This window comes from Chryseobacterium sp. JK1 (genome assembly GCF_050632815.1).
Classification (GTDB): domain Bacteria; phylum Bacteroidota; class Bacteroidia; order Flavobacteriales; family Weeksellaceae; genus Chryseobacterium.
This window is the reverse complement of the sequence record NZ_JBODRU010000001.1, coordinates 2,276,373-2,300,555: the sequence shown is the minus strand read 5'-3', so window position 1 is coordinate 2,300,555 and position 24,183 is coordinate 2,276,373. Positions and strand designations below refer to the sequence as shown.

Below are 24,183 nucleotides of genomic sequence, written 5' to 3'. Positions count from 1 at the left end.
ACAGATTGTATTTTATTATTGGTTTACTAAATTCTGGGCATGAGTACGATAGATTGGACAGTTCTTATTTTGACGCTGGTTGCAGTGGTGGTTTATGGTGTATTCATCGGTCGTGGGCAAAAAAGCAACGAATCTTACCTGAAAGCAGATAATAAAATGCCCTGGTACATTGTACTGATTGGGATTATGGCTACGCAGGCAAGTGCCATTACCTTTCTTTCAGCGCCGGGACAGGCGTATACAGATGGGATGCGTTTCGTTCAGTATTACTTCGGTTTGCCATTGGCGATGATTGTGATCTGTATTACTTTCATCCCGATTTTTCAGCGCTTAAATGTTTATACCGCTTATGAATATTTAGAAAACCGTTTTGATAAAAAAACAAGGGTACTTACTTCACTGCTTTTTCTTTTTTCCAGAGGTTTGTCCACGGGAATCAGTATTTATGCTCCAAGTATCATCTTATCAAGCGTTTTAAACTGGAATATTTATTTAACCAATGTTTTAACAGGGGGTATTCTGTTGATTTATACCTATGTTGGTGGAGCAAAAGCGATTGCTCATACTCAAAAATTGCAGTTTCTCATTATTCTGGGGACCATGGCTTTTGCAGGTTATTTACTTATTGAAAATATGCCGAATGGAATTGGTTTTAATGATGCACTTTATCTGGCTGGGAAATCCGGAAAGTTGAATGTCATCACCACAGAATTCGATTGGAAAGATAAATACAATATCTGGAGCGGATTGATTGGCGGTTTTTTTCTGGCATTATCTTACTTCGGTACAGATCAGAGCCAGGTCGGGAGATATATTACTGCCAAAGACAATACCAATGCAAAAATGGGTTTGCTGTTGAACGGATTGGTGAAAATTCCGATGCAATTTGCGATTCTTTTGATTGGTGCTTTGCTTTTCGCTTTCTTTTCTCTTAAACCGGCTCCTATTTATTTTAACGAGCGATCTTATCAGAATTTAAAAGAAGCACAACCTGAACAGACTGCGGTTTTTGAAAAAGAACATCAGGATTTACAAGTAAAATTTAATACAGAATCGAAAGAAATTCTAAAGTTAAAAGAAACTCACTCTCCCCAACTCACAAAAACGATTCAGGATTTTAGAAACACTCAGACTCAGGTGAAAGCACTTCACGGCAGGGTAGAGGAAGCAATCAATAAATCAAACTATAATGCGGAGAAAACGGATACGAACTATATTTTCCTGTATTTCGTAAAAAATACTTTGCCTGTCGGGATGATCGGTTTACTGTTTGCCGTAATTTTCCTGGCTAGCTGGGGTTCCATTTCAGCAGCACTGAATTCCCTTGCTGCCTGCTCATTAAAAGATGTTCATTTGATATTCAGAAAAGATATTCCTGATGATGCAACCGAATTGAAATACAGTCGCCTGCATACTTTAGCATGGGGGATTTTCTCAATTGCTGTCGCCATGTTTGCCACGCAGATGGGTTCCCTTATTGAAGCGGTGAATGTATTGGGTTCTCTTTTCTACGGCCCGATATTGGGGATTTTCCTGGTCGCATTTTACTATAAAAAAGTTAACGGTCCCAATGTATTTATTGCTGCCATTTTATCGGAAATTGCCGTGATTGCCGTGTATCAGTTCGACATCGTTTCGTTTCTTTGGCTCAATGTAATCGGGGCTGCGGCAGTCATTATATTTTCGGCAATAGGATTGCTGTTTTATAAGTCGAAAGCCGTAAATTCGTAAACAGACAAAAACAAAAACAAACAAATAAAAATCGTATGAAAACAATGATTAAATCCGCTACCATGGTTTTGGCTGCAATGACAATTTCAGTAAATGCTTTTGCACAGGATACTAAAAAACCTGCCAGTCCGCCAGCTACAGCTACAGGAAAAGTAAAAGATGCAAACATTACCATTGCTTATAGCAGTCCTTCTGTAAAAGGACGTACAATCTGGGGTGGTTTAGAAGCGTATAATAAAGTTTGGCGTGCAGGAGCTAATGAAGCAACTACTTTCGAAACGGATAAAGATATTACCGTGCAGGGAAAAAAACTGGCTAAAGGTAAATACAGCTTTTTCTTGATCCCTAAAGAAAGCGGAACATGGACTGCAATCTTTAACAAAGAGCCTAAACAATGGGGAGCTTACAAATACGAAGAATCAAAAGATGCTTTACGTGTTGATGTAAAAACAAAAGCTTTACCAGCAACACAGGAGGCTTTAGTGTATAAAGTAAACAGCAATGGATTCACCATGGATTGGGATAAAATCTCAGTTCCTGTAGAGATAAAATAATCTAAGTGTAAGAAATTAAAATAGGCTATTTCAAAAGAGATAGCCTATTTTTCAAATTGTTTTATATCACTGAATGTGTGGAAGCACAATCAGATTGTTTTCAGGTACAGCTCCTGTAATTCCTGTGCTGTAAATGCTTTGGAAGGAAGATTTTGTACAAGCTCTCCCTGTTTCATAATACCAATATTCGTGGCAACACTTACCGCATTGAAGATATCATGGGTAGCCATCAAAACAGTTCGGCCTTCTTTACCCAGCTGACGTACGATTTCGGTAAATTCTGCTGTAGCGATGGGGTCCAGTCCGCTGGTGGGCTCATCCAGAAGCAATACCTTTGCATCTTTGGCGAGGGCAATGGCAATTCCCACTTTCTGACGCATTCCTTTAGAATAACCTCCCAATGCTTTATGATAGGCTGTTTCCTGCAATCCGGTACGTTGAAGTAATGCAGATAATTCTTCTCTCTGATAGTTAAATCCTGCAATTTTGGAGAAAAAGTCAAGGTTCTCTATTCCCGTAAGATGAGGATATAAAAGAACCGTTTCAGGGATATAGGCGAGATGTTTTTTAATTTTCTGAGGCTCATCTTTTACTGAAATATCATTAATGAAAGCATCTCCAGAGGTTGCTTTAATGAGCCCGAGAAGAATATTGATCGTTGTACTTTTTCCGGCTCCGTTTTGTCCGAGAAGAGCAAATATTTCTCCTTTTTTTACTTCAAGATTAAGAGACTGAAGTGCTGTAAAATCGTTGTATTTTTTATGTAGGTTGATGGTTTTTAACATAGTTGTCTGTATTTGTTTTGTGAAAGGATCATGAATAAAGCAATAAAGATGAGGTAGGGCAGAACCAGCTGAAGCCACTTCAGATCTTCAGACCAGCTGAATACCTCTATGGTTTGCTGTGCCCAGTCTATAGATTCGGCATTTTTTCCTGAAAAAATAAACGGGTAGAAGAACAAGCGCTTCTTCTCGTGAAATTTCTTGAGTGAAGATGCATACTGCAACTGATTACTCATATCAGTTTTTGCAAGATGACTCTCTACGAGCTGAGTATGGAGATTCGGAAGGAGATAGCCTAAATAAGTTGCCGCCTGATTTCGCTTCTGCATTTTTTCTGTGTACAGTTGTGAAGATTTTGCAGACTCCAGATCTCCCATATGCTGCATGGCATAATACCAGGTCCAGGTAAAAGTGTCATTTTCTTCTACCGTAAAATTCCTGTATTGAGGGTATACTTTATAGAACTTTTCCATAGTCGGGCGTTTGGCTTCATCCCATTTGTTGTGATAGCCCTCTCTTTGTTCCATAACAGCTTTAAGGGATTCATGAACAGGATAGATCTTCTGGATGAGAATATTGCTGCTCATCGGAATGATAAAATTGATGCTTACCCATACCATAAGAAGGATCAACGCATTCTGAGCTGACGATTTCCGGAAAGAAATAATCCATCTGCACAGAGCAAACCAAAACAGGATATAAAGCCATCCACTGATTCCAAACGCAATGTAATAAAGGTCTAAAGGTATTTTTATCCAAACCAGAGCGATGATCATCAGAGCCAGATACACAGCAGTTACAGCACACAGTCGTATGAGCATTTTATTATCTAAAAGCTTTTGTAAATTACCACTTTGAACCGATAGCAGCTTCCAGGTTCCTCTTTCTTCTTCTTCAGAAATCAGATTATAACAAAAGGCGACAATTACCAAAGGAAAAAGAAATACAATGACAAAACTGAAATCAAAATTTCCGGCAGCAGCATTGGCAGGATTATAAAAATCAGAATTATAACGCTGTTCTTCAAGATTTCGGATGGTGACTCCCTGGATAGAAGGATTTAAATCCCGCATTCCGATATTTAAGGCAGCCAGTCTGGGAGTTTCATTGGCCAGATTAAATGTAATATAATAAAGTACCAGTCCCAGATCATCTTTATGAAACTTCGTGTTCCTTTCTATGCTTTCTTTCTGGAACGTACCGCTTTTGGAAATGATATCTTCATTCCGGTCCAGAAATTTCTTTCCTGTATAAATAGCCATCATCCCGGCCATGAATAAGAATAGCAGCGCAATGATATAAGCTTTGTTACGGTAAAATTGGGTGTATAAATAACGATTCATCTAGATTAATTTTAATTTTCTTCCACTTATTTCAATGACGGTTATACATATTGCAAACCAAAGAAGTAAAGCAACAGCGGGAATAGATTGTTCTTTCAAGCTGTCCCAAACAGTAGTATACTGATAATTAAAGTCCGGGAATTTCTTCCAGTTATCTTTATCAATTATGGCAGGTGGTCCTCCTTTTTCCGGTTTTATATTGCTGATATGCTTAATCTGCAGATCATTTAAATGCTGAGCCATCTGATAACGGTATTCTTCCGCCTGCTTTTGAAATTGAGTATAAGAGAAAAAATCAGTGCCCGTCGCTATCATAGAAAAATTTTTAATAGCGATAGCAGGGTTGATTAACCCCGAAATATCAGTGAGATTTTGCTGTTGTTGGTAAATGGTCTGCAGTTCTTTTTGATGTCTTATATAGATTCGGGAACTTATTTTTTCCCCTTCCTTCATGACAAATCCACCATAATTGAAAGGAAGTTCATTGGTAGTGGTCACTTTATAATGAGCCAGTAGAGAGTCTTTAATTTTTTTAAAATGAGGATCTTCAGGATTGTGGCTGTCTCCCGATTTTAGAATATCCTTTTCGAGATGAGTTTCAAAAGCAATACGGGATGGAGCCGGATATAAATTCTGAGCTGCAAACTGAATTCCTTTAGGTAAAATAATAATGAAAAGAAGCCAGAACCCGATAAGACTAATGAGGGCTGAAGATGTACTTTTACTGTTCGCAGAAACGATAACCGTTAAGGCGCTGATGAAAAAGTAATACATCATATAAGCAGGCAGGAGAAGTGATAAACGGATCAGTATATCAACAGAATCTGTAGTTTTTGACATCCATGCAGCCACGAAAACAAGAGGAATTACAGGAATCAGGAAACATAAAGAGAAAAGCCAGAGCCCCAAAACTTTTCCCCAGACAATATCTCTTCCTGAAGCGCCCTGTACACTGATGATTTTTAAGGTGGCGTTTTCACGTTCCTGGACAAGTAATCCAAACCCCAGAAAAAGAATAACCAGGGGAACAATACTCTGCAGAATAAAAGCACTGCTAAAGGCCCCGAATCTTACCAACGTGCCTGAACTACCAGCTTCTGAAAGATTGGCTGTATTCTGTTTATGCGCTTCCAGGAATATAACATTTCCAAGATAATCGTCTAATCCGTTGTCAAAAATATTCAATGGATGCCCGATTCTGAAAACCAGATAACCATAATGAGCCATACGGTGCGGATGCTTATCAGGTCTGTGCTCCCAGTGTTCCCTGACTTCTTTCCGATATTCCTTTATTTTTGAAAAAGAATCGGTATATTTTGTAAATCCTATACTGATGCTCAGCATGCAGAAGAGGAGTACAGCGATTGTGATGAGCAGGTTTTGTTTCCCTTTAAAGAGGTCCTGCCAGGTCTTTCGCACAATCAGTTGTAAGTTTGAAATAGCCATAATTTAAAATTTATAAGTAGCGGTTAGTAAATAGTTTCTTGGTGTGCCTGGAAATAATCTCAGGTAATTCTGAGCACCAATCCAGTAGACTTTATTGGTAATATTATTCAGGTTAAAAGCCAACTGGACAGATTTTGCAGGAGTATAGTACAAGGCAGCGTCTATGGTGGTATAGGATGGTAGCTCAAAGCTTCTTGTAAACCATGGTACTTTTGAACTCTGGTATAGCATTCCCGCTCCAATTCCAAAATCTTTTATCAGTTCTATGGTTGAAAAGTTATAGCGCGTCCAGATATTGAAAGAATTTTTAGAAGTATTTTCTTTCCTTTTTCCTACAAGATCAGGATGAGTATCATCAAGTATTTTAGCATCAATATAGCTGTACCCTCCGTAAATATGCCATTGAGGAAGGAGATGTCCTGAAATTTCAGTTTCAAATCCGCGACTCCGGTCGGCACCTCTCTGTACAAGTTCGTCAGGTTCTGAAGGATTATTGGCATTGATTAAAATATTTCTCTGATTAATCTCATATACTGCAATATTCAATGAGATTTTTCCGAAAAGCTGTGCTTTCATTCCAAGTTCTTTAAGGTCTGAAGTCAATGGTTTAAATCGCGCTGCAGACGCTGTGCCTGTAAGGTTGGAAGTATTGGGCATTAAAGTTACTGTATTGGATTGTGGCTGGAAACCGGTAAGATAAGTTCCGTAAATATTGATGTTTTCTGTAAGACTATAGGTAATTCCAAATCTGTACAGGAGTTTATTATTCCGGAATGAAGACTCATTCGATTCTTTGAAATTGGTGATGTCCTGAAACCATTCCTGCCGTATTCCCGATAGAACCTTGAACTTTTTCCATGTGAAAAAATATTGAATATAAGCAGCATGTGTCGTTGTAAGAGCGGAAGGCAGAGGAGTAATGACATTCAATGTGTTATAATCATTACCCTGATAATTCTCTGCGCCAGGATTCAGATCAAATGGAGTGACGTTGGGCTTAGGAATGAGCGTTCCATTATAACTGAGCGTTTGATAATCAGCAGCGTTAGCAGGTTTATAAGAAGGAGCTACAGAACCGTTTTTTAAAAGAAAACCTCTTGCGGCATTCTGTTGCCCGCCTTTTCGTTTTTCCCAGATCTGGCTGTCATAGCCTATTAAAGCCTGATGCAGAACAGCTCCTGTTTTGAATTTAAAATTAAAATAAGCATTAATATTGTCTACGGCCCAATTTTGTTTTCTTTGTACAAACTGCATCATCGCAAGGCTGGAAACCGGTTTATTATCCATATCAGGAGCAAAGGAATTGGTTGTCCGGTGTTCCTGCAGATTTTCTCTCCAGTATTGCTTCATATAGGAGGCATTAAAACTGATGGCTTCGTTAAAGTGGTGAGCGGCACTTCCCATGATAATGAGTTCTCTGGTTTTAAAGAAATCATCAGGTGCTCCCAGATTCAATGTTCTTGGAGTGCTGTTCAGATCTGTTTTTCCTGCAACGGCGCCGAAAATAGGCTGTCCTCTGTCCAGGTTTCCATAAAGATCATTGAAAATCATTTCCACATTCACCGACGTTTTTTCATTGGGAACAAAGGTGATGGAAGGAGAGAGTAAAATACCACTGTTTTTGACATGATCCCTGAACGACCGGGCATTTTGGTAAGCACCGTTAAAACGGTACAACAAGGTTCTGCTTTTATTTAAAGGTCCTGTAAGATCTGTGGTGACACGGTAAGTATCAAAACTACCTCCCGATGAGGTGATCTCGTGACGGGAAACAGGCAACGGTTTTTTGGTAACCATATTAATGGTTCCTCCGGGATCTACACTGGACATGGTAATGCTTGCCGGACCTTTGAAAATTTCTACACGTTCGATATTGGAGGTCATAGGTTGTAGAAAATAATACTGTCTTGTCCGCATTCCATTGATAATCTGTCCTTCTTCATTCTGGCTGATTCCCCGGATGTTGTATTGGTTGTAATAACTGGAAGGAGAGACTCCGTTCACGCTTTTCATAACATCTCCAAGCTGAAAAGCCTGGCGGTCGGTAATCAGTTCCTTGGTCACTGTATTAAGAGTTAAAGGCAGATCTTTGTTTTTCATAGCAATCTTAGTGGCAGCAAAAGAGTAGTCTGATGTATAATCTTTAGACTTTCTTCCGATGATTTCAACGGTTTGTACCACTGTAGATAAGGAATCTTCAGAATGAGACTGAGCATGCAGAAAAGATGATGCGGTAACGAAACTTAAACTTAAAAGTTTTGCAGAATTTGGGGAAATACAATGAATTATTCCCAAATAATTAAAATTACTGGTAATCATGAATAGGGATATACGGGCAGTGAAAACGCCCATTAATAAAAGGATACCTTTAATGGTGTGAAGACACAGGTATCCACGTAAAAAATTCTACAGATTATTGAATCTGTTTAGAGAAAAATAAGGCAGCCGGATTAAGCTACCACCAAAGATGTTGCAGGGGGTGCTCTGGAGCTGAAGAAATCGAGAAGACAACGGTAGGAAATCGCTTTTGGTTGAGGCATTTCGTTGTCATTCGTAATATTGATGGAAAAATCCATGTTCAAGGGTTCAGGAAGAAGAACATTATTCATGTGCATATGAAGCGCACACTGACATTCGTCATCCTGGGAAAAAGTAGGGATTTTCTCTTCTTTGGAACCTTTTTTATAGACCACTTTAGTCTTTGAATGTTTCGCATGATCAAGACATGTGGTTACACCACTGACACTAGAAACAAATATCAGAAATAAAGATAAAATGAAAAAAACTCTTAGGAATTTTTGCATAATTAGAATGGCAAAAATACAATTTAATTTGATAAAAACTGAGTCATGAATAAAAATGTTACAGATATATTCGTTAGAAACTGCTTTATTTTGAAGGATTATTTTTATATCTACAAGAGTTTATTGTTTTAAATTTTATATTGTATTAAAAAACTATTATGATACTCTCCTGTTATATTGCCTGTCCTGCCTTGCAATAGTTTTACCATTAATCACATGCTTGGCTCACCAAATTTTTCCCGATCTGGGAATAAACCATACTCTTTCCGGCCCTGTCATTTTTTAATTATATCATTCAAGAAATTGCTCACAGGCTTTTCCTGTCACCATCTTGTTTAGATTTTTTTGAAGTATTGAATGTCGGGTTATTTTTAAATGGTCACAGTTTTGATGTAAAAAAAGAGAACATTGAATTTGGAAACTGAAAATAATTAATCAAAAATGTAGCAATGGAAAATAAAAATTTAATTCAAAAAAGTATTGATACAGTAAGAGTTCTATCCGCAGACGCAGTACAGAAAGCAAATTCAGGACATCCGGGAACGCCAATGGCTTTAGCACCACTCGGGCATTTACTTTGGTCTGAGGTCATGCATTATAATCCACAAAATACAGAATGGGCCAATCGAGACCGGTTTGTTCTTTCTTGTGGCCATGCGTGTATGCTTCAATACAGCTATTTATATTTAACAGGGTATAACGTTACATTAAGTGACATTGAAAATTTCAGACAGCTGCACAGTATTACAGCAGGTCATCCTGAGTATGGACTCACTCCGGGAATTGAAGTAACGACCGGCCCTTTAGGACAGGGGTTTGCGAACGGAGTCGGAATGGCGATTGCTCAGCAATATATGGCAAAACGTTACAACCAACCGGATTTTACTATTTTTGATTATAAAATTTATGCCATATGCAGTGATGGTGATATCATGGAAGGAGTATCTGCTGAAGCAGCCTCGCTTGCCGGACATCTGGGGTTAGGAAATATGATTTATTTCTACGACAGCAACCATATTACCATTGAAGGGAATACTGATCTGGCTTTTAATGAAGACGTTGCCAGAAGATTTGAAGCATACGGATGGCACGTACAAGATGTACAGGATATTAATGATCTGGAAGCATTATCCCATGCCATTAAAAATGCGCAGGAAGAAACAGGGCGTCCCTCTTTAATTAAAGTTCGCAGCCATATCGGTTATGGAAGTCCCAACAAGCAGGATTCTGCGTCAGCACATGGTTCTCCATTGGGGAAAGATGAAGTTCAGTTGGTAAAAGAAAACTTCGGATTTGATCCTGAAAAAAGCTTCGTTGTGCCTCATGATGTGTTAGATTTTTATCGTGAGGCAGGCAGGAAATCCGCCAAAAATGAGGATGAATGGAATGACTTATTTAAAAATTACAAGAAAAAATATCCTGATCTTGCTGAAGAATATGAGTTGATCTCTTCCGGAAAATTGCCTGAGGGCTGGGAAGAAAAGCTACCGGTGTTTGAACAAGGTGAAGATATGGCAACCCGTAAAGCTTCAGGTAAAACACTGAATGCGATCGCAGAATATTTACCTCAGTTAATAGGCGGGTCAGCAGATTTATCGCCCTCTACAAATACAGTTCTGGAAGCTTATCAATCATTTTCCACAGCCAACCGAGATGGCCGCAATTTCCATTTTGGAATCCGCGAGCATTCTATGGGGGCTGTCCTTAACGGAATGGCTCTAAGCAATTATTTAATTCCATATGGCGCAACATTTTTAATATTTTCAGATTATATGCGTCCGCCACTTCGGCTTGCAGCGATTATGAAAATACGTCAGATCATGGTCTTTACCCACGATAGTATCGGACTCGGAGAAGATGGGACAACACATCAGCCTATAGAACAACTGATCGGATTACGCACTGTTCCGAATATGACAGTTATTCGTCCGGCAGATGCCAACGAAACCGTACATGCATGGCGGGTTGCTATTGAACACAAAAGCGGACCTGTTGCCATTGCACTGACCAGACAGGAAATTCCGATTATTAATCAAAAAAAATATACGAATGCAAAAAACCTGGAGAAAGGGGCTTATATTCTTTCAGATTCGGAAGGAGAACCTGATATTATCCTGATTGCCAGTGGATCCGAAGTCCATTTGATTTTGAAGGCACAGGAGGAATTGAAGAAAAATAAGATTGATGCCCGTGTGGTAAGCATGCCTTCCTGGAATATATTTGATCAGCAGGCTGATGCCTATAAGGAAAAGGTTTTTCCCAAAAACATCCGTAAACGACTGGCCGTTGAAGCGGGCTCGCCAATGGGATGGATGAAGTATACAACTGACGATGGTGATGTGATTGGAATCGACAAATTTGGAGAATCTGCACCGGGAGAGGAAATCATGAAAGAATACGGATTTAGCATCGAAAATATAGTAGAAAGAGCTGTTGTTTTATTTTCAAAAAGCAGATAACCTTTTTACGAGCTAAATATGTATTCTGACCATTACAAAAATATTTTAGAATTAAATAAAAAATTGGAATGTCAACATTAATAAAAATTGGAATCTGTGCAGATCACGGTGGTTTTGAACTTAAGGAAAAGATAAAATCTTTCTTGACTGAAAATCAATTCGAACCGGTGGATTATGGTGCAATGGAACTTAATAATGCAGATGATTTTCCGGATTTTGTAATTCCACTTGCAAAAGCCGTGGCTTCAAAAGAAGTTTTCCGGGGTATTGCAATTTGTGGCAGTGGGGTGGGAGCCTGTGTTGCTGCCAATAAAATTCCCGGTATCCGGGCAGCGTTAATTGCAGATTATTTCTCTGCACATCAGGGCGTTGAGGATGATGATATGAATTTAATCTGTCTCGGCGGACGTGTAACAGGGTATGCAATAGCTGAAGAATTGGTTTTAGCTTTTCTTAATGCAAAATTCATTGGTGCTGAAAGACATCTGCGGCGCCTGGAAAAAATTCGGAATCTGGAAGACCGTGCGTGATAGTAAGTGCTTTCAAATGTTAGCATTTTAAAATAACCTGTTTCTTTTAAGCTAAATTAAAAAAGTAAATAAAAATGTCAAAAACATCAGATATAAAAATAAACCCTACAGTCTTAATTATTTTCGGAGGAAACGGCGATTTAACTCAACGGAAAATCATCCCGGCATTGTATAACCTCTTTCTTGAAAACAGATTGCCTGAAAAATTTGCCATCATAGGAACTTCAAGAACAGAATTGAGTGATCAGAAGTATCGGGATTCCCTGTTGTATGGAATCAATAAATTTTCCAGAACAGGTAAGGCGAAAAAAGAGAATTGGGCAGAATTTTCCTCAAATATTTTTTATCAGGCAGCTGATATCAATGATGTAGCTTCTTATAATGAATTCTATTTGAGAATAAGCAAGCTGAAGGAGGAGTGGAAGCAGAGCCCTTCAATATTGTATTATTGTGCTGTTTCACCGGATTTGTTCTGTACCATTGCAGAGAATATTTCTAAAAGCAAATTGGAGAATGATCAGAAAACCACGCGCATCATCATTGAGAAACCATTCGGGAGAGATCTGGAATCTGCAAAAGCGTTGAACGCAAACTTACTGACCATTTTTGATGAAAAGCAAATCTACAGGATAGATCATTACCTGGGAAAAGAAGTCGTTCAGAATGTGATGGCTTTTCGCTTTGCCAATACCATTATGGAACCATTATGGAACCGTACGCATATAGAACATATTCAGATCTCGGTGACCGAACAGATTGGTGTAGAAAACAGGGGAAGTTATTTTGATCATGCAGGTATCTTACGGGATATGATCCAAAATCATTTACTGCAACTTTTATGTATTGTCGCCATGGAGCCTCCTATTAACTTTGATGCTGATCTTGTGCGCGACCGGAAGGTTGATGTTTTGAAGGCCATTAGGAAAATTGTTCCTGGTAAGATTGATACTGTTGCTGTCAGAGGACAGTATGCCTCCGGCTGGGTTGAAGGTAAAGAAGTTCCCGGTTACCCTGAAGAATCTGATGTACAGGAGGATTCAAATACTGAAACCTATGCTGCCATAAAATTCAATATTGATAACTGGCGCTGGCAGGGTGTTCCCTTTTATTTGCGAACCGGTAAAAGGCTTTCTAAAACAGCTTCTTATATCGTGATACAATTTCGGGAAGTGCCACATAATATGTTCAATAATGAAGAACACGCTATTCCAAAACAGAATAGACTCATTATTAGTATCCAACCGGATATGTCGATTAAATTTCAGCTTGAAAGTAAAACACCGGGTCTTGAAATGATGCTGAATACAGTGGATATGGTATTTGATTATTCTGAAAAAATAAAGACCGAGTCACCGGAGGCTTATGAAACACTATTATTAGATGTTATTTCGGGAGATCAGACCTTATTTATGCGGGCTGATCAGGTGGAGGAAGCATGGAAAGTCGTCATGCCGATTCTTGATCATTGGGAAAACAATAAAATGACTAGCTTCCCGAATTATCCCGCCAATTCGTGGGGCCCGGAAAATGCAGATGCGCTGATCGCCAAAGACGGTTTTCACTGGATCAATTTACCTCAAAAAAAATAATAATGACCAAAAATGTTAAGTTTTCTAAATCTAATTATTTCCCATTACCGGCTGAAATGATCTGAAAATTTTTGAGCTTACACCATTTGTTTTTGCTGCAGGCCAGATTCACTCAATAATATTGTATTGGTTTGGTAATCAATATTTAATATAATTTTAATTTTATTGATGCTTAATTATTGAGATTGGTCTGTAGTTTGGATATAAATGATTAGAAAAAGGATGTTATTCAATAGAAAATAAATAATAATTTTAGGTAATTACACACAATTTTGCACTAATGCGGTTATCTTATTATGATGACTCTGTCATTCTGAATGTAACGAAGTGAAATGAAGAATCTAAGCTATATTATGAGATTCTTCCTTCGTCAGAATGACAGTAATGTAAAATTGTATATAGCCCCCTAATTTTATTAAACATTTACATTCTTTATCCGAATAATTAAGAGTAATCCCCATACATTATAGTTTTTCAATTATAATTTTTTGATAACTATAACCTCTATGAGGTATGATATAATAATTTAAATCAAACCTTAAATCTCTTTTTTATGAAAACAAACACAATTTCCTATCATGAAGACGTATTCCTAATGAAGGATGATATGACCTCAGACGGTACTCAATTGCTTGCTGCAAAATGGTACATGGCTCTGAAAAAATTAATAATGCTTTCCATTATTGCGCTCTTTGCAACAACTTCTTTTTCTGCACAGAATACAGGGTATATTGATGACCAAACGACGGTTACTGTAAAAACTCAGGTTGCCCCACCTGCATTACCGGATTATGTACAACCTCCGTGTCCGGGAGATGGTTATTTGTGGAATCCCGGGTATTGGGCCTGGGATGTAAGCGGATACTACTGGGTTCCGGGAGTCTGGATTTTGCCACCTTCTGTTGGCCTGTTGTGGACCCCTGGATACTGGGGATTCTACGATAGCTTCTACGGATGGCACCCTGGATATTGGGGACACAGAGTAGGGTATTATGGAGGAATCAACTATGGTTTCGGATATTTTGGAAGCGGTTTCTATGGCGGAAGATGGGATCATGGGCACTTTATGTACAACACTTCAGTGTGGAGAGTGAATAACAATATTCACAATACCTACATCAATAAAGTGAATATTGTTAATAACAATCGTATGAGCTTTAATGGAGGAAAAGGCGTGATGTACCATCCGAATAAAGATGAAATGGACGGTATGCATGATAACCGTGTTTCCGCAAGCAAAGAACAAATGGACCATGAAATGAATATGAGAAATAATATGGGACAGTTTCATCATAATTCCGGTCCAATGATCCACAGCATGAACTTTCCGGGAGGACAGGGATTTGACAGAGGAGGAAGAGAAATGGGAATGGGAGGAATGCACAGAGGAGGTGGTGGAAGAGGCAGAAGATAAATAAATTCCCGATATTATAGGTAATAAAAAAACCGTTTCATGATGGGTATGAGACGGTTTTTTATTTTGAAGCACTTTATTCTTTTCATGATGTATCAAAGTTTTGTCAACCTTGTAATAGTCGCTTTATCAGACATTTCATAATGTAGTTCACCCCTCTGAATATCCAGATATCTTTCATTTTTTGTAATTCTGTATGGCCCAAATCAGTAACGCATTTTTTTCTTTTGGAATCCCCAATTTTTCTATAATTCTGGTACGGTGTCCTTCTACTGTTTTCTCGGACAGAAAAAGAAGCTCTGCGATTTGCTTACTTGTTTTTTGAGCGGCTATTAATTCTATTATTTTTCTTTCAGAAAGGGTTAGGAGGTTGAGTTTGCCGAGGTCATCTGTAGGTTCTATCGTGTAATTTTGGAGTAAAGCTCCGGAATAATATTTCTTTCCTAAAGCAATTTCCTTCATACATTTTTCCAAATCAGGACAAGCTTTTTCTTTTAAAATATAACCATCTACTTCAAATTCTTTTGCTTTGTTCAGAACGCCGATTTCATTGTGCATGGTAAGGATGATAATTTTAGTTCGCCATTTATTTTCCATTACTTTTTTGGCCACTTCCAATCCGTCCAAACCTGGCATATTTAAATCTAAGACGGCTACATCCGGCAAATAAATCTGAATGTAATTAAGTGCTGCTGTTCCGTTAGAGCAGGCACTTACGACGTTATATCCCAGATTGGTAAGGTAAGAAACAGTTCCGTTCAGGGTTAAAGGATGATCGTCTGCAACGAGAATTTTCATTGTATTATTTTTTTATTTGCACCACTATTTTTGTGCCTTTATCAGTTGATGTAATATAAGCTTGCCCACCAATTGCTTTGCTTCTTTCTATCATATTGTGTAACCCAAAAGCATCTTTTTTTTCCAAAGTTTCCTTTACATTAAATCCTTTTCCGTTATCCATAATTTCTAAAATAACGGTGTCTTTGTTTTCAGTTAACATTACTTTTGCTGCGATAGCATCTGCATATTTTATAATATTTGAAACCGCTTCCTGTACAATTCTATAAATCTGTAATTCCTTTTCAGTCGGGAGACCATCCTGATAATTGATTTCGGATGAGATCATAAAGAGGTGTGTATTTTGGATACGTTCTATGAACTGCTCCAAACTGGCTTCGAGTCCTATTTTTTCAAAAAGAACGGGATGTAAATTTCTGCTGATGGCTCTGATATCATTGATGATGTTATCCACTTTTTCGTTTAATTGAAGTTGGCTTACCTCAAACGAATGCTTAAGCGACAATAGTTCATGGCTCACGCTATCATGGAGATCAGAAGCAATTCTTTTCCGCTCTTCCTCGGTTTTATCCAGAAGGTTTTTAGTAAACTGTAATGAACGTTCTTTTTCTAAAGACAATTTCTTTTGTTTTTGTTTTAAATAATAAATGATAATTGCCAGTAACAATGCAATAAAAACGAGTATTAAAGCCATAATAACGGCATTTTTATTGATAATAGTTTCCTGTTGGAGCTGAATTTCCTGCTCTTTCTCTTTAGTTTCATATTTTGCTGCGAGTTCTAAATTGATCAGCTTGCTTTTTGCACTTGATAAACTGTCCTTTGTACGGTAAACTTCATTATTATAAAGGACAACCTTGTTCAGATCTTTGCTTTGAATTGCTTTTTCTAATAAAACACTATAAAATAAGTTGGCTCGTTCGTAGTTTTTATGTTCAAGCAAATTGGGCAGTGAATTTTCTATATATTTTGTGTTACATGTTTTTACATCTTTGGCGATTTCATATAAAGCTAATGTCGCCTGGTAATCCTTTTGCCAATTCTGAGAGGTGTTTTTTTCTGCAACAGGTTTTATTCTGTCTAAAACGATCTGGGCGTCGTTCAGTTTATTTTCTTCAATTAAAGCTTCTATTTCATAATCAGAAATACCAAGCAGAAGTACATCATTATCATATTGGCTGGCTATATATTCTTTGTAAGTTTCGTGGATGTATTTATTTTTCAGCGGATGCTTATTAAAAAAACCGTAAACCGAACATTTGTTATATTTACCCATAAAATAATCATAGGTATTCCCGGTTTCTTTAGAGATCTTTATTACTTCATCCGCACTTTCAATAGCTTTCTGAAAAGAACCATTTGCTTTATAAATATTGACATAATTCGACTCTACAGAAGCTATACTTTCCTGATCTCTGATTCTTATGGAGTAGTTTCTTGATTTTTCATTCGCTTCTATGCTGTTTTTCAAATCTCCTAACACAAAATAGGTATATGATAAGTCGTAATAAGCACGGGCTATTTTATAACAGCTCTTATAATCATCAGGTTCTAACGCGGTAATTTTTAAAAAATAATCTTTAGCCTTGTTGAGATGGTCTCTGTCAAATTCTAAATTGCCATAATAACTGTCAATATAAATTGTTTTGATGGGCGGTAATTCACTTCTGTATTTTTCATTAAACTCATTGACAATGTTGGTGAGACGAGGATCAAAATCATAGAAATAGACAAATTTTGTAGTCACTAAATCTAGAATTTTGGAAGCGTCCGAATAATCACCTTTACCAACTTTACTCTGATAATAGTCCAGAAAAACTTTCAGATAACGTTCTTTATTTGTGTTATAATTTTCATTTTTTCTTAACCAAACTTTTGTAGGCTCTTCTTTGGGTGGAGCTACTTTTTCAAAATAAAAATTTTCCTTGCTTTCTCTACAAGATAATATGAAAAAAGTAATGAATAAGAATATAATTTTCTTAATCGTAGGCATACCTATATTTTTTTACAAATGTATCAATTTCTAATATTGAAAATTGTGCAATCTTCAATTCAGGGGTTTACCCTTGTATGAATCTCGGGAAGAATACTACAATTTTGTGAGGTAATTAATAAAAATTATTATTATGAAAAGTAAAATACTTTTAATGCCCATCAAACTCAATTTTCAAAAAATTTGGATGGCATCTTTTTTAATGATTTTCCAAATTGGATTTTCTCAGCAAGGCACGGCATTAGATTTTGACGGCATAAACGATGATGTAAGCTGTGGAAACATTTTGCCTGTATCTTACACCAAAGAAGCATGGATCTATGTGAAAAGTTTAAGCAGTCAGAATAATATCATCTCTGGTGGTGATTCTGATGGATTGCACGCTTTCTGGGTACCCAATAGTTCCGGTAAACTTGCTGCGGGGCATAACGGAGATTGGTATGCTGTAGAGGACAGTGTTCCCTTTCCTGTTAATACCTGGCATCACGTAGCTGTAACTTATGATGCGGCTACCGCCACACTGAAGTTATACAAAGATGGTACATTAGTAGATAGTAGTAATGATATTGATCCGGTTGAGATGGGAAGCATGGTTAGATTAGGTGCCTTTAATAGTGCAGACAATGTATTTAAAGGAATGATGGATGAGGTAAGAATCTGGAACAGAGCATTGTCTCCCGGGGAAATAACAAGCACGATGAACTGTGAGCTTCCAGGTCCGGTAGCAGGATTAATTGCGTATTATAAATTTAATCAGGGTATCGCTAATGGGAATAATGCTTCCGTAACAACCTTGCTGGACAGCAGCGGAAATAATTATCATGGAGCTCTTAATGGTTTTGCTTTAAATGGAAATACTTCTAACTGGGTTGGCAATAGTGTTATCAGTACCGGAAATACTTGTACCACTTATTTAAATGTATCCTCAGTAGAAAAAACAACAAATTTTAAATTATTTCCTAATCCCGCTACAAATAAGGTATTCCTGACCTCTCAACAACCCATTTTAAATGTTGAAGTGATTAATTTTTTAGGACAAACTGTTATTGCACAAAAAATAAACAGCGTTAAAGCAGAAATTAATGTGTCATCTCTTACTCCAGCCACTTATTGGGTGAGAGTAAAAACTGAACAAGGTCTTGAGACTGTAAAAATCATAAAAAAATAGAAAATTTAAAACTAGAGTAAGCTAGTTGAACATTATAGAATGTTTAGATTCCTTCGGAATGACGAAGTGTACGGATGCTCTCAACATGCTGTTTGTAATTCCGTAGGAATCCAGCCTTAGAAATTATCATTCTTTTATGTGTTTTTATTAAACCGTAAATTGAAGATTCAACTCCGTTAAAAGCCACAACAAATTAAAACACTAAAGTGTTAAGAAAATAAAAAACTTTTGTGGTTAAGTTTGAACAGACATAAGACTAAGATAATCTATACTTTGGTATTTCAGGAACTAGAAACGTATTAAAATTATCTTTAAAAAATGGCGCCAACTATCTTTAATGGGCGCTATTTGCTTTTTGTAACTAAGACCAGTGGATCCTCAACCTCTTTTATCGATGATTGGTTTCATTCAAACCCAATTAAATAAGTATGTGCTATATTATATCCCGTATTCAATTTCTTGTAGGGTCAGTTTTTTTACTGTTTTATTTTAAATATTTAAATTCATTGAAGTAGTGGCAATTTGACTTTAGTTTATTCCGATTGTCTTTTAACGTTGCAGGGAAAAGAGAAATATCAAGTCAAACATGCTATTATAATATCATAAAATCTGTATTTTGATTACATTTGTTCTATAACCGTTAATACATGTTCGAAATCTTTCTAAAATACCTTACCGACAAAATAGAACTTTCCGATTCGGAAGTACATTTAATAGAATCTGTTTGCAAACCAAAAAAGCTCCGCAAGAAACAGTTTCTTTGTCAGGAAGGAGATGTTTGGAACTACAACGCTTTTATTTGTAGAGGCTTGGTGAAAACTTTTTCTATCGCTGAAAATGGAACAGAGCACATCATCAACTTCGCTCCCGAAAATTATTGGACCGGTGATCGTGAAAGCCTAATTAATGGAACCCCATCTCGTCTTAATATCGATGCTGTTGAACCTACAGAATTGATTTTAATAGAAAAATCAGATTTTGAAAAACTTTGCAACGAAATTCCTCAACTGAACCAAATGGTCAATCAGATTATTCAGAAAAGCTTTATTGTTTCACAAGGAAGAATTTTGGCTAATATCAGTTTTACAGCGGAAGAAAAATATCAGAATTTCCTTGAAAAATATCCTCATATTGTCAATCGTATTCCGCAGCATATGATTGCTTCATATATTGGCATTACTCCCGAAACCCTTACCAGACTGCGTAGGAATATGGTCAGGAAATAAGACGTTCCCTATTTTGCATCGAAATTTGGGGTTGAAAGTATTACCGAAGGTTTGCAGGGCGAATTGAAACAATTTAATATCGATAACGTTTCCATCCAGCCCGGAGAGTATCTCACAGAAATGAATACAGGAGAAAAAGCAGGAGTTAATGCAGACAAACCAGAAATTGCAACGTTGTATGATCCTGTGGCAACTGAGCAATTCAATGCGATTGGAGCTGCATTGTTTGGTAAAATGAAAGAATTTAATATGAATCCGCAAACCATCGCAGACGGAATTTTAGAATTGATTCAGATGAAAGGAGGCCCTCGGCCTTTACGTTTCCCACTGGATGCTGTTGCACAGGGAATAGATTGGGAATTCATCAATGCAAGAGCAGAATTGAAAACAAAATGGCTTGCAAAATACACTGAATAAACAGAATGTAAATAGTAATTCAAAGGTTGGAATGTTTCGTTCCGATCTTTTTTATTTTTTAAAATTCAATCAGTATTTATTCTTTGGGAGCTTAATCCCGCTTTCCACTATATCTTTTGATCCGCTTTGCTCCACAAAAGGATGCCGTTGCAATCGGGGCTAAAATGATGGTTTTAAAAATAAGACTATCATTTTCATTGACATTTGTTTGCTTTTTTTTCAAGCTTTTGTCAATGGAAGAAGGCCCCTGAATGTTGGAAATTTGCTTCATACAATAACAAACAAATTTATCACAATGAGCAATTTAAAAAAACAAATCAAAGCCAATGCAACAGCAGTAGCAAGTGCACTTTTATTATCAACAGCTGTTTCAAATACATCAGCACAGGAAAAAACAGGAATCCTTGGAATAGATCACACGGGAATCAACGTTCCGGATATGAAACAGGCGGTTCATTTTTTTACAGATGTTTTGGGTTTCTCAGTAGTTACCAATTTAGGTCCGATTCCTTTGGATAATACTTGGAAAAAGAATAACCATATGAATGCTAAAACAGGTCCTGTAACGATCAAAATGGTAAAGACCGGAACAGGTGCCAATATAGAGTTATTCGAATATCAGGATAACAGAGGAAGTTTACAGCACCCAGGAGGAGACGATATCGGAGCAAGCCATATTGCTTTTTATACTAATGATATCAGCAAAAGTGTAGCTTATCTTAAAGGTAAAGGCGTTCAATTTTTAGGAGAGCCATTTTTAATGCCTTCAGGAGATACGGAAGGTGAAACCTGGGTATATTTTGTAACACCTTGGGGCTCTAAAATGGAATTGGTTTCTTATCCAAACGGAAAAGGGTATGAGAAAAAAAATCCGGCAACAATTTTATGGTCACCTAAAGATGCTGTAAAAAATCAAACTGAAAAGTCAGATTCTAAAACACTTTCTGAAAAAGAGATTAAATCTTTGGTAGAAGGGCATTTGGCTATCTGGAATGAGAAAGACCCTGAAAAGCGTGAAGCTTTAATGTCAAAAATTTATGCTGATGATATTGAAATGGTCGATAGTCACTTTATCGCCATCGGTCATAGAGAAATCAATGGTTTTGTGGATGGATTGCAACAGAAAAGTCCAAATTCTAAATTTTCTCATATCAAAGCAATAGACGTCAACCATAACATTGCAAGACTGTACTGGCAAAACGGAACTCCCGAAAAACCGGATGCTGTTACAGGAATGGATTTATTCGTTTTTGAAAACGGTAAAGCTGTGAAACTATACGTTTTTGTAGACAACAAAAAGTAATTTCTATTCAATATCAAACCAAATTTTAATCAACTACTCTTTAACATATAAAATAAAACAGTATGAAAGCATCAGTAATCAATCAAAATTCAGCAAACGAAACATTAATCCGCGAATTGTACAGAATTGCCGAAGTTCAGGATTCGAAGGGATTTACGGAACTTTTTTCAGAAGACGGTTATTTTTGGGACGTATCTTCCGGAACTAGATATTATGGTCAGGACATTGGTAAAACGGTAGATGTTTTTGCTACCGCATTTCCGGACATGCACAGAGAATTATACGACCTGTATGTCCTGGAAGATGAAAATACAGTAATCGTAGAATTGTCGTTGAACGGAACTCACAACGGACCCCTTCAATTGGCGTCAGGAACTTTGGCCCCTACAGGAAAAACAATCGAAGTGCCTTGTTGCGACGTCTTCAAAATAGAAAATGGCAAAGTGAAATCATTTCATTGTTATAATGCAGGAACGATCCTGTTAGGACAGTTAGGAGTTCTTTAAATATAAAGCCATCAAGGTCGTTTGAATCATCATTTGCCTTGATTTAAAACATAAGATCGAATGAAAAATATAATAGAATTATTGAACTGGCGATACGCCACAAAAAAAATGACGGGCGAAAAAATTCCTTCAGAGAAACTCCGTAAAATTTTGGAAGCCGCTCATTTAGCTCCTTCAGGAATTGGACTGAAGCCTTACGAAATCATCGTCATCAGTGATGCCGAAATCAAAAAGAAAATATTGCCAATTGCAATGAATCAGCCTCAAATTGTGGAGTCTTCACATCTTCTGGTTTTCGCAGTTTGGGACGAATATTCTAAAGAAAGAATTGATAAGGTATTCGATTATCTGGTTGAAGAACGCAATCTGGATTTTGCTCATTATGACAAACAAAGAGAATTTTCAAAGCAGTTTTTCGGAAATATGAGCATCGAGGAAAATTTTCATCACGCAGCAAAACAAGCGAATATTGCTTTAGGTTTAGCAATTGTTGAAGCTGCTTCAGAAGAAATAGACTCTTCACCAATGGAAGGTTTTGACCCAATTGCACTGGATGAATTTTTGAAACTTTCTTCCAGAGGTTTACGAAGTTCAATGCTCCTGGCTTTGGGCTACAGAGACCCAGAAAATGACTGGAATCTTACACAGAAAAAAGTACGCAAACCCTTTGAGGATTTTGTTACTTTTCTTTAATCATTAATTTTTTAAATAAATAATATGAATCATTCAGAAAAAATAGGTACATCCAACAATCACGATAAAACGCAACCTACCGAAATTACGGTAAGTGCTTATTACAAAGTACATCCAGAAGACAGACACATTTTCATTGATGCAGTTATTCCTGAGATGATTGCTGCCAATCAATTGCAAGGCTGTATTTATTATGCTTTCTCACAAGACTTAACAGATGAAAATACATTTCATCTGTTGGAAGGCTGGAAGGATGAGGAAGCGTATAAACGCCACGAAAACTCAGAAACATTTTTAAAGGCGTTGAGTACTGTGGTGAAAAACGTTCGAATTCTCGACAGGGAAGGTGTTCGTTATGATGTTTCAAAAATTCATATAGACGATCCGCGTGGAAAAGTAGCCGGCAAAGCCTAATCAAGTACAAGGAACTCTTGAGCTTAAAAGGGCAGGAAAAATAGTTTTCTATTCTTTAGTCTTTTGCCTTAGAAAGCATAAACGCTCTCTCATTCATCATTCATATAAGGATTGTGAATAAATCCTTTATCAGTCCGGCAATAAGCCTGCGCTTTCTTTGGCAGGATTGAATCATTATTTCTTATTTATGTATTCTTCATGTCTGCTCTTTCAAATATATTTATTCAGTATCTTTAAATACGATTCTCTTTTTATGTATTTTTCCTTTTGATAGATTCAAGCATATTATCTGAAATTTATTGTAAGACAAATCCTGATTTGAAAATATCTCCTTATTTTTGAACAAATAACCAGATCAATGAATAAAATACAGACCTTAGCTGTGCTCTTTTTTTTCTTTTGTATGTCTTCAGCCAGCATTCCCAACAATCATTTTAACTATTCCGAACGATATTTGAAACGTTCCGTACAACAGGGAAATAAAGATATAGATGATATTAAAGCGGAATACAAAAAGATCAATGGAATGAATTTAAAGACAAAATCTTTTAAATATGAAGATCTTGAGTGTGTTGATGAAGGGGAGACTGCCTACTTTATGAAGGGTAATGATGTAAGGAAGATTGTTGAAAAATATATTAAAGGTGATGGATACACACTCACTGAATATTATTTTAAAGAGGGAAAATTTATTTTTGCCGTTGAGGCCATTGTCGGAGGTCCTGCAATGGGCCCTGAAACAAAAAGTGTATACCGTTATTATGCAAAGGATGATAAAGCAATCCGCCAGATAGATGGTAAGCAAATTGTCACTCCTGACAGTAAATTTGAGGATGCGCTTAAGCGTGCCTATCAGCTAACAAAGGCAAGAACTGCACCGAATTTTAATGAAGCTATTTGTACATTTTAATAAGAAGATAAAGTTGAGTGGAGGAGGAGAAGCTAAATAAACGTTATGAAAAACAAGATATAAAGAACCGTAACAATGTATCAAAACCTATTGAAACAGAATT

General features: G+C 37.0%; 21 protein-coding genes and 1 pseudogene. 14 read left to right on the top strand and 8 right to left on the bottom strand.

What is annotated here, in order from left to right; all coding sequences use genetic code 11:
* Window positions 1-39: 39 nt before the first annotated feature.
* Window positions 40-1,731 carry a sodium:solute symporter gene (locus ACQ76T_RS10465; RefSeq protein ID WP_431343238.1) on the top strand — a complete coding sequence of 564 codons (1,692 nt, stop codon included), beginning with the start codon at window positions 40-42 and terminating at the stop codon, window positions 1,729-1,731.
* 35 nt (window positions 1,732-1,766) lie between these two features.
* The gene (locus ACQ76T_RS10460; protein ID WP_431343237.1) at window positions 1,767-2,285 is read left to right on the top strand and encodes a DUF2911 domain-containing protein; all 519 of its coding nucleotides are present in this window, start codon (window positions 1,767-1,769) and stop codon (window positions 2,283-2,285) included.
* Between the two features lie 89 nt (window positions 2,286-2,374).
* Here the strand turns inward: ACQ76T_RS10460 and ACQ76T_RS10455 are convergent, their stop codons facing one another.
* From ACQ76T_RS10455 to ACQ76T_RS10435, 5 genes are all read right to left on the bottom strand, one after another.
* Window positions 2,375-3,070: an ABC transporter ATP-binding protein gene (locus ACQ76T_RS10455; protein WP_431343236.1), complete on the bottom strand. Its 696-nt coding sequence runs from the start codon at window positions 3,068-3,070 to the stop codon at window positions 2,375-2,377.
* Window positions 3,064-4,410 (bottom strand): DUF3526 domain-containing protein, encoded by a 1,347-nt coding sequence (locus ACQ76T_RS10450; protein ID WP_431343235.1) that lies wholly within the window; start codon window positions 4,408-4,410, stop codon window positions 3,064-3,066. The genes ACQ76T_RS10455 and ACQ76T_RS10450 overlap by 7 nt, the downstream gene beginning before the upstream one ends.
* Entirely contained in the window at window positions 4,411-5,856 is a 1,446-nt protein-coding gene (locus ACQ76T_RS10445) for an ABC transporter permease (protein WP_431343234.1), read from the bottom strand. It abuts the gene before it with no gap.
* Window positions 5,857-5,859: 3 nt separating this feature from the next.
* On the bottom strand, window positions 5,860-8,175 hold the full coding sequence (locus ACQ76T_RS10440) for a TonB-dependent siderophore receptor (protein WP_431343233.1): 2,316 nt from the start codon (window positions 8,173-8,175) through the stop codon (window positions 5,860-5,862).
* A gap of 131 nt (window positions 8,176-8,306) precedes the next feature.
* Window positions 8,307-8,660 carry a hypothetical protein gene (locus ACQ76T_RS10435; protein ID WP_431343232.1) on the bottom strand — a complete coding sequence of 118 codons (354 nt, stop codon included), beginning with the start codon at window positions 8,658-8,660 and terminating at the stop codon, window positions 8,307-8,309.
* Window positions 8,661-9,109: 449 nt separating this feature from the next.
* Here ACQ76T_RS10435 and tkt point away from each other — a divergent pair, with 449 nt between their 5' ends.
* The 4 genes from tkt (at window position 9,110) to ACQ76T_RS10415 (ending at window position 14,652) form a co-directional block, all read left to right on the top strand.
* A complete protein-coding gene (gene tkt / locus ACQ76T_RS10430; RefSeq protein WP_431343231.1) occupies window positions 9,110-11,119 on the top strand; it encodes a transketolase in 2,010 nt (669 codons plus the stop codon).
* A gap of 68 nt (window positions 11,120-11,187) precedes the next feature.
* Window positions 11,188-11,649: an RpiB/LacA/LacB family sugar-phosphate isomerase gene (locus ACQ76T_RS10425; protein ID WP_431343230.1), complete on the top strand. Its 462-nt coding sequence runs from the start codon at window positions 11,188-11,190 to the stop codon at window positions 11,647-11,649.
* 74 nt (window positions 11,650-11,723) lie between these two features.
* Window positions 11,724-13,238 (top strand): glucose-6-phosphate dehydrogenase, encoded by a 1,515-nt coding sequence (gene zwf / locus ACQ76T_RS10420; protein ID WP_431343229.1) that lies wholly within the window; start codon window positions 11,724-11,726, stop codon window positions 13,236-13,238.
* Window positions 13,239-13,791: 553 nt separating this feature from the next.
* Complete coding sequence (locus ACQ76T_RS10415; RefSeq protein WP_431343228.1) at window positions 13,792-14,652, top strand: YXWGXW repeat-containing protein; 861 nt, start codon at window positions 13,792-13,794, stop codon at window positions 14,650-14,652.
* A gap of 177 nt (window positions 14,653-14,829) precedes the next feature.
* Here ACQ76T_RS10415 and ACQ76T_RS10410 read toward each other — a convergent pair whose 3' ends face one another.
* On the bottom strand, window positions 14,830-15,450 hold the full coding sequence (locus tag ACQ76T_RS10410) for a response regulator (RefSeq protein WP_431343227.1): 621 nt from the start codon (window positions 15,448-15,450) through the stop codon (window positions 14,830-14,832).
* Between the two features lie 4 nt (window positions 15,451-15,454).
* Entirely contained in the window at window positions 15,455-17,443 is a 1,989-nt protein-coding gene (locus ACQ76T_RS10405) for an ATP-binding protein (RefSeq protein ID WP_431343226.1), read from the bottom strand.
* A 133-nt stretch (window positions 17,444-17,576) separates the two neighbouring features.
* Here ACQ76T_RS10405 and ACQ76T_RS10400 point away from each other — a divergent pair, with 133 nt between their 5' ends.
* From ACQ76T_RS10400 to ACQ76T_RS10390, 3 genes and pseudogenes are all read left to right on the top strand, one after another.
* Complete coding sequence (locus ACQ76T_RS10400; RefSeq protein ID WP_431343225.1) at window positions 17,577-18,611, top strand: LamG-like jellyroll fold domain-containing protein; 1,035 nt, start codon at window positions 17,577-17,579, stop codon at window positions 18,609-18,611.
* Window positions 18,612-19,258: 647 nt separating this feature from the next.
* Window positions 19,259-19,837 carry a Crp/Fnr family transcriptional regulator gene (locus tag ACQ76T_RS10395; RefSeq protein ID WP_431343224.1) on the top strand — a complete coding sequence of 193 codons (579 nt, stop codon included), beginning with the start codon at window positions 19,259-19,261 and terminating at the stop codon, window positions 19,835-19,837.
* An 18-nt stretch (window positions 19,838-19,855) separates the two neighbouring features.
* A pseudogene (locus tag ACQ76T_RS10390) lies at window positions 19,856-20,254 on the top strand (SDR family oxidoreductase); the annotation flags it as partial.
* 91 nt (window positions 20,255-20,345) lie between these two features.
* Here the strand turns inward: ACQ76T_RS10390 and ACQ76T_RS10385 are convergent.
* The gene (locus ACQ76T_RS10385) at window positions 20,346-20,525 is read right to left on the bottom strand and encodes a hypothetical protein (protein WP_431343223.1); all 180 of its coding nucleotides are present in this window, start codon (window positions 20,523-20,525) and stop codon (window positions 20,346-20,348) included.
* A 24-nt stretch (window positions 20,526-20,549) separates the two neighbouring features.
* On the opposite strand from ACQ76T_RS10385, the gene ACQ76T_RS10380 reads away from it, so the two are divergent.
* The 5 genes from ACQ76T_RS10380 to ACQ76T_RS10360 all read left to right on the top strand — a co-directional run bounded on the left by ACQ76T_RS10380 (window position 20,550) and on the right by ACQ76T_RS10360 (window position 24,080).
* Entirely contained in the window at window positions 20,550-21,557 is a 1,008-nt protein-coding gene (locus ACQ76T_RS10380) for a VOC family protein (protein WP_431343222.1), read from the top strand.
* 62 nt (window positions 21,558-21,619) lie between these two features.
* Window positions 21,620-22,063: a nuclear transport factor 2 family protein gene (locus tag ACQ76T_RS10375; RefSeq protein WP_431343221.1), complete on the top strand. Its 444-nt coding sequence runs from the start codon at window positions 21,620-21,622 to the stop codon at window positions 22,061-22,063.
* A gap of 60 nt (window positions 22,064-22,123) precedes the next feature.
* Window positions 22,124-22,756, top strand: coding sequence for a nitroreductase family protein (locus ACQ76T_RS10370; RefSeq protein WP_431343220.1), 633 nt, complete (start codon window positions 22,124-22,126; stop codon window positions 22,754-22,756).
* 24 nt (window positions 22,757-22,780) lie between these two features.
* The gene (locus ACQ76T_RS10365) at window positions 22,781-23,170 is read left to right on the top strand and encodes a putative quinol monooxygenase (protein WP_431343219.1); all 390 of its coding nucleotides are present in this window, start codon (window positions 22,781-22,783) and stop codon (window positions 23,168-23,170) included.
* 358 nt (window positions 23,171-23,528) lie between these two features.
* Window positions 23,529-24,080, top strand: coding sequence for a hypothetical protein (locus tag ACQ76T_RS10360; protein ID WP_431343218.1), 552 nt, complete (start codon window positions 23,529-23,531; stop codon window positions 24,078-24,080).
* Window positions 24,081-24,183 lie beyond the last annotated feature (103 nt).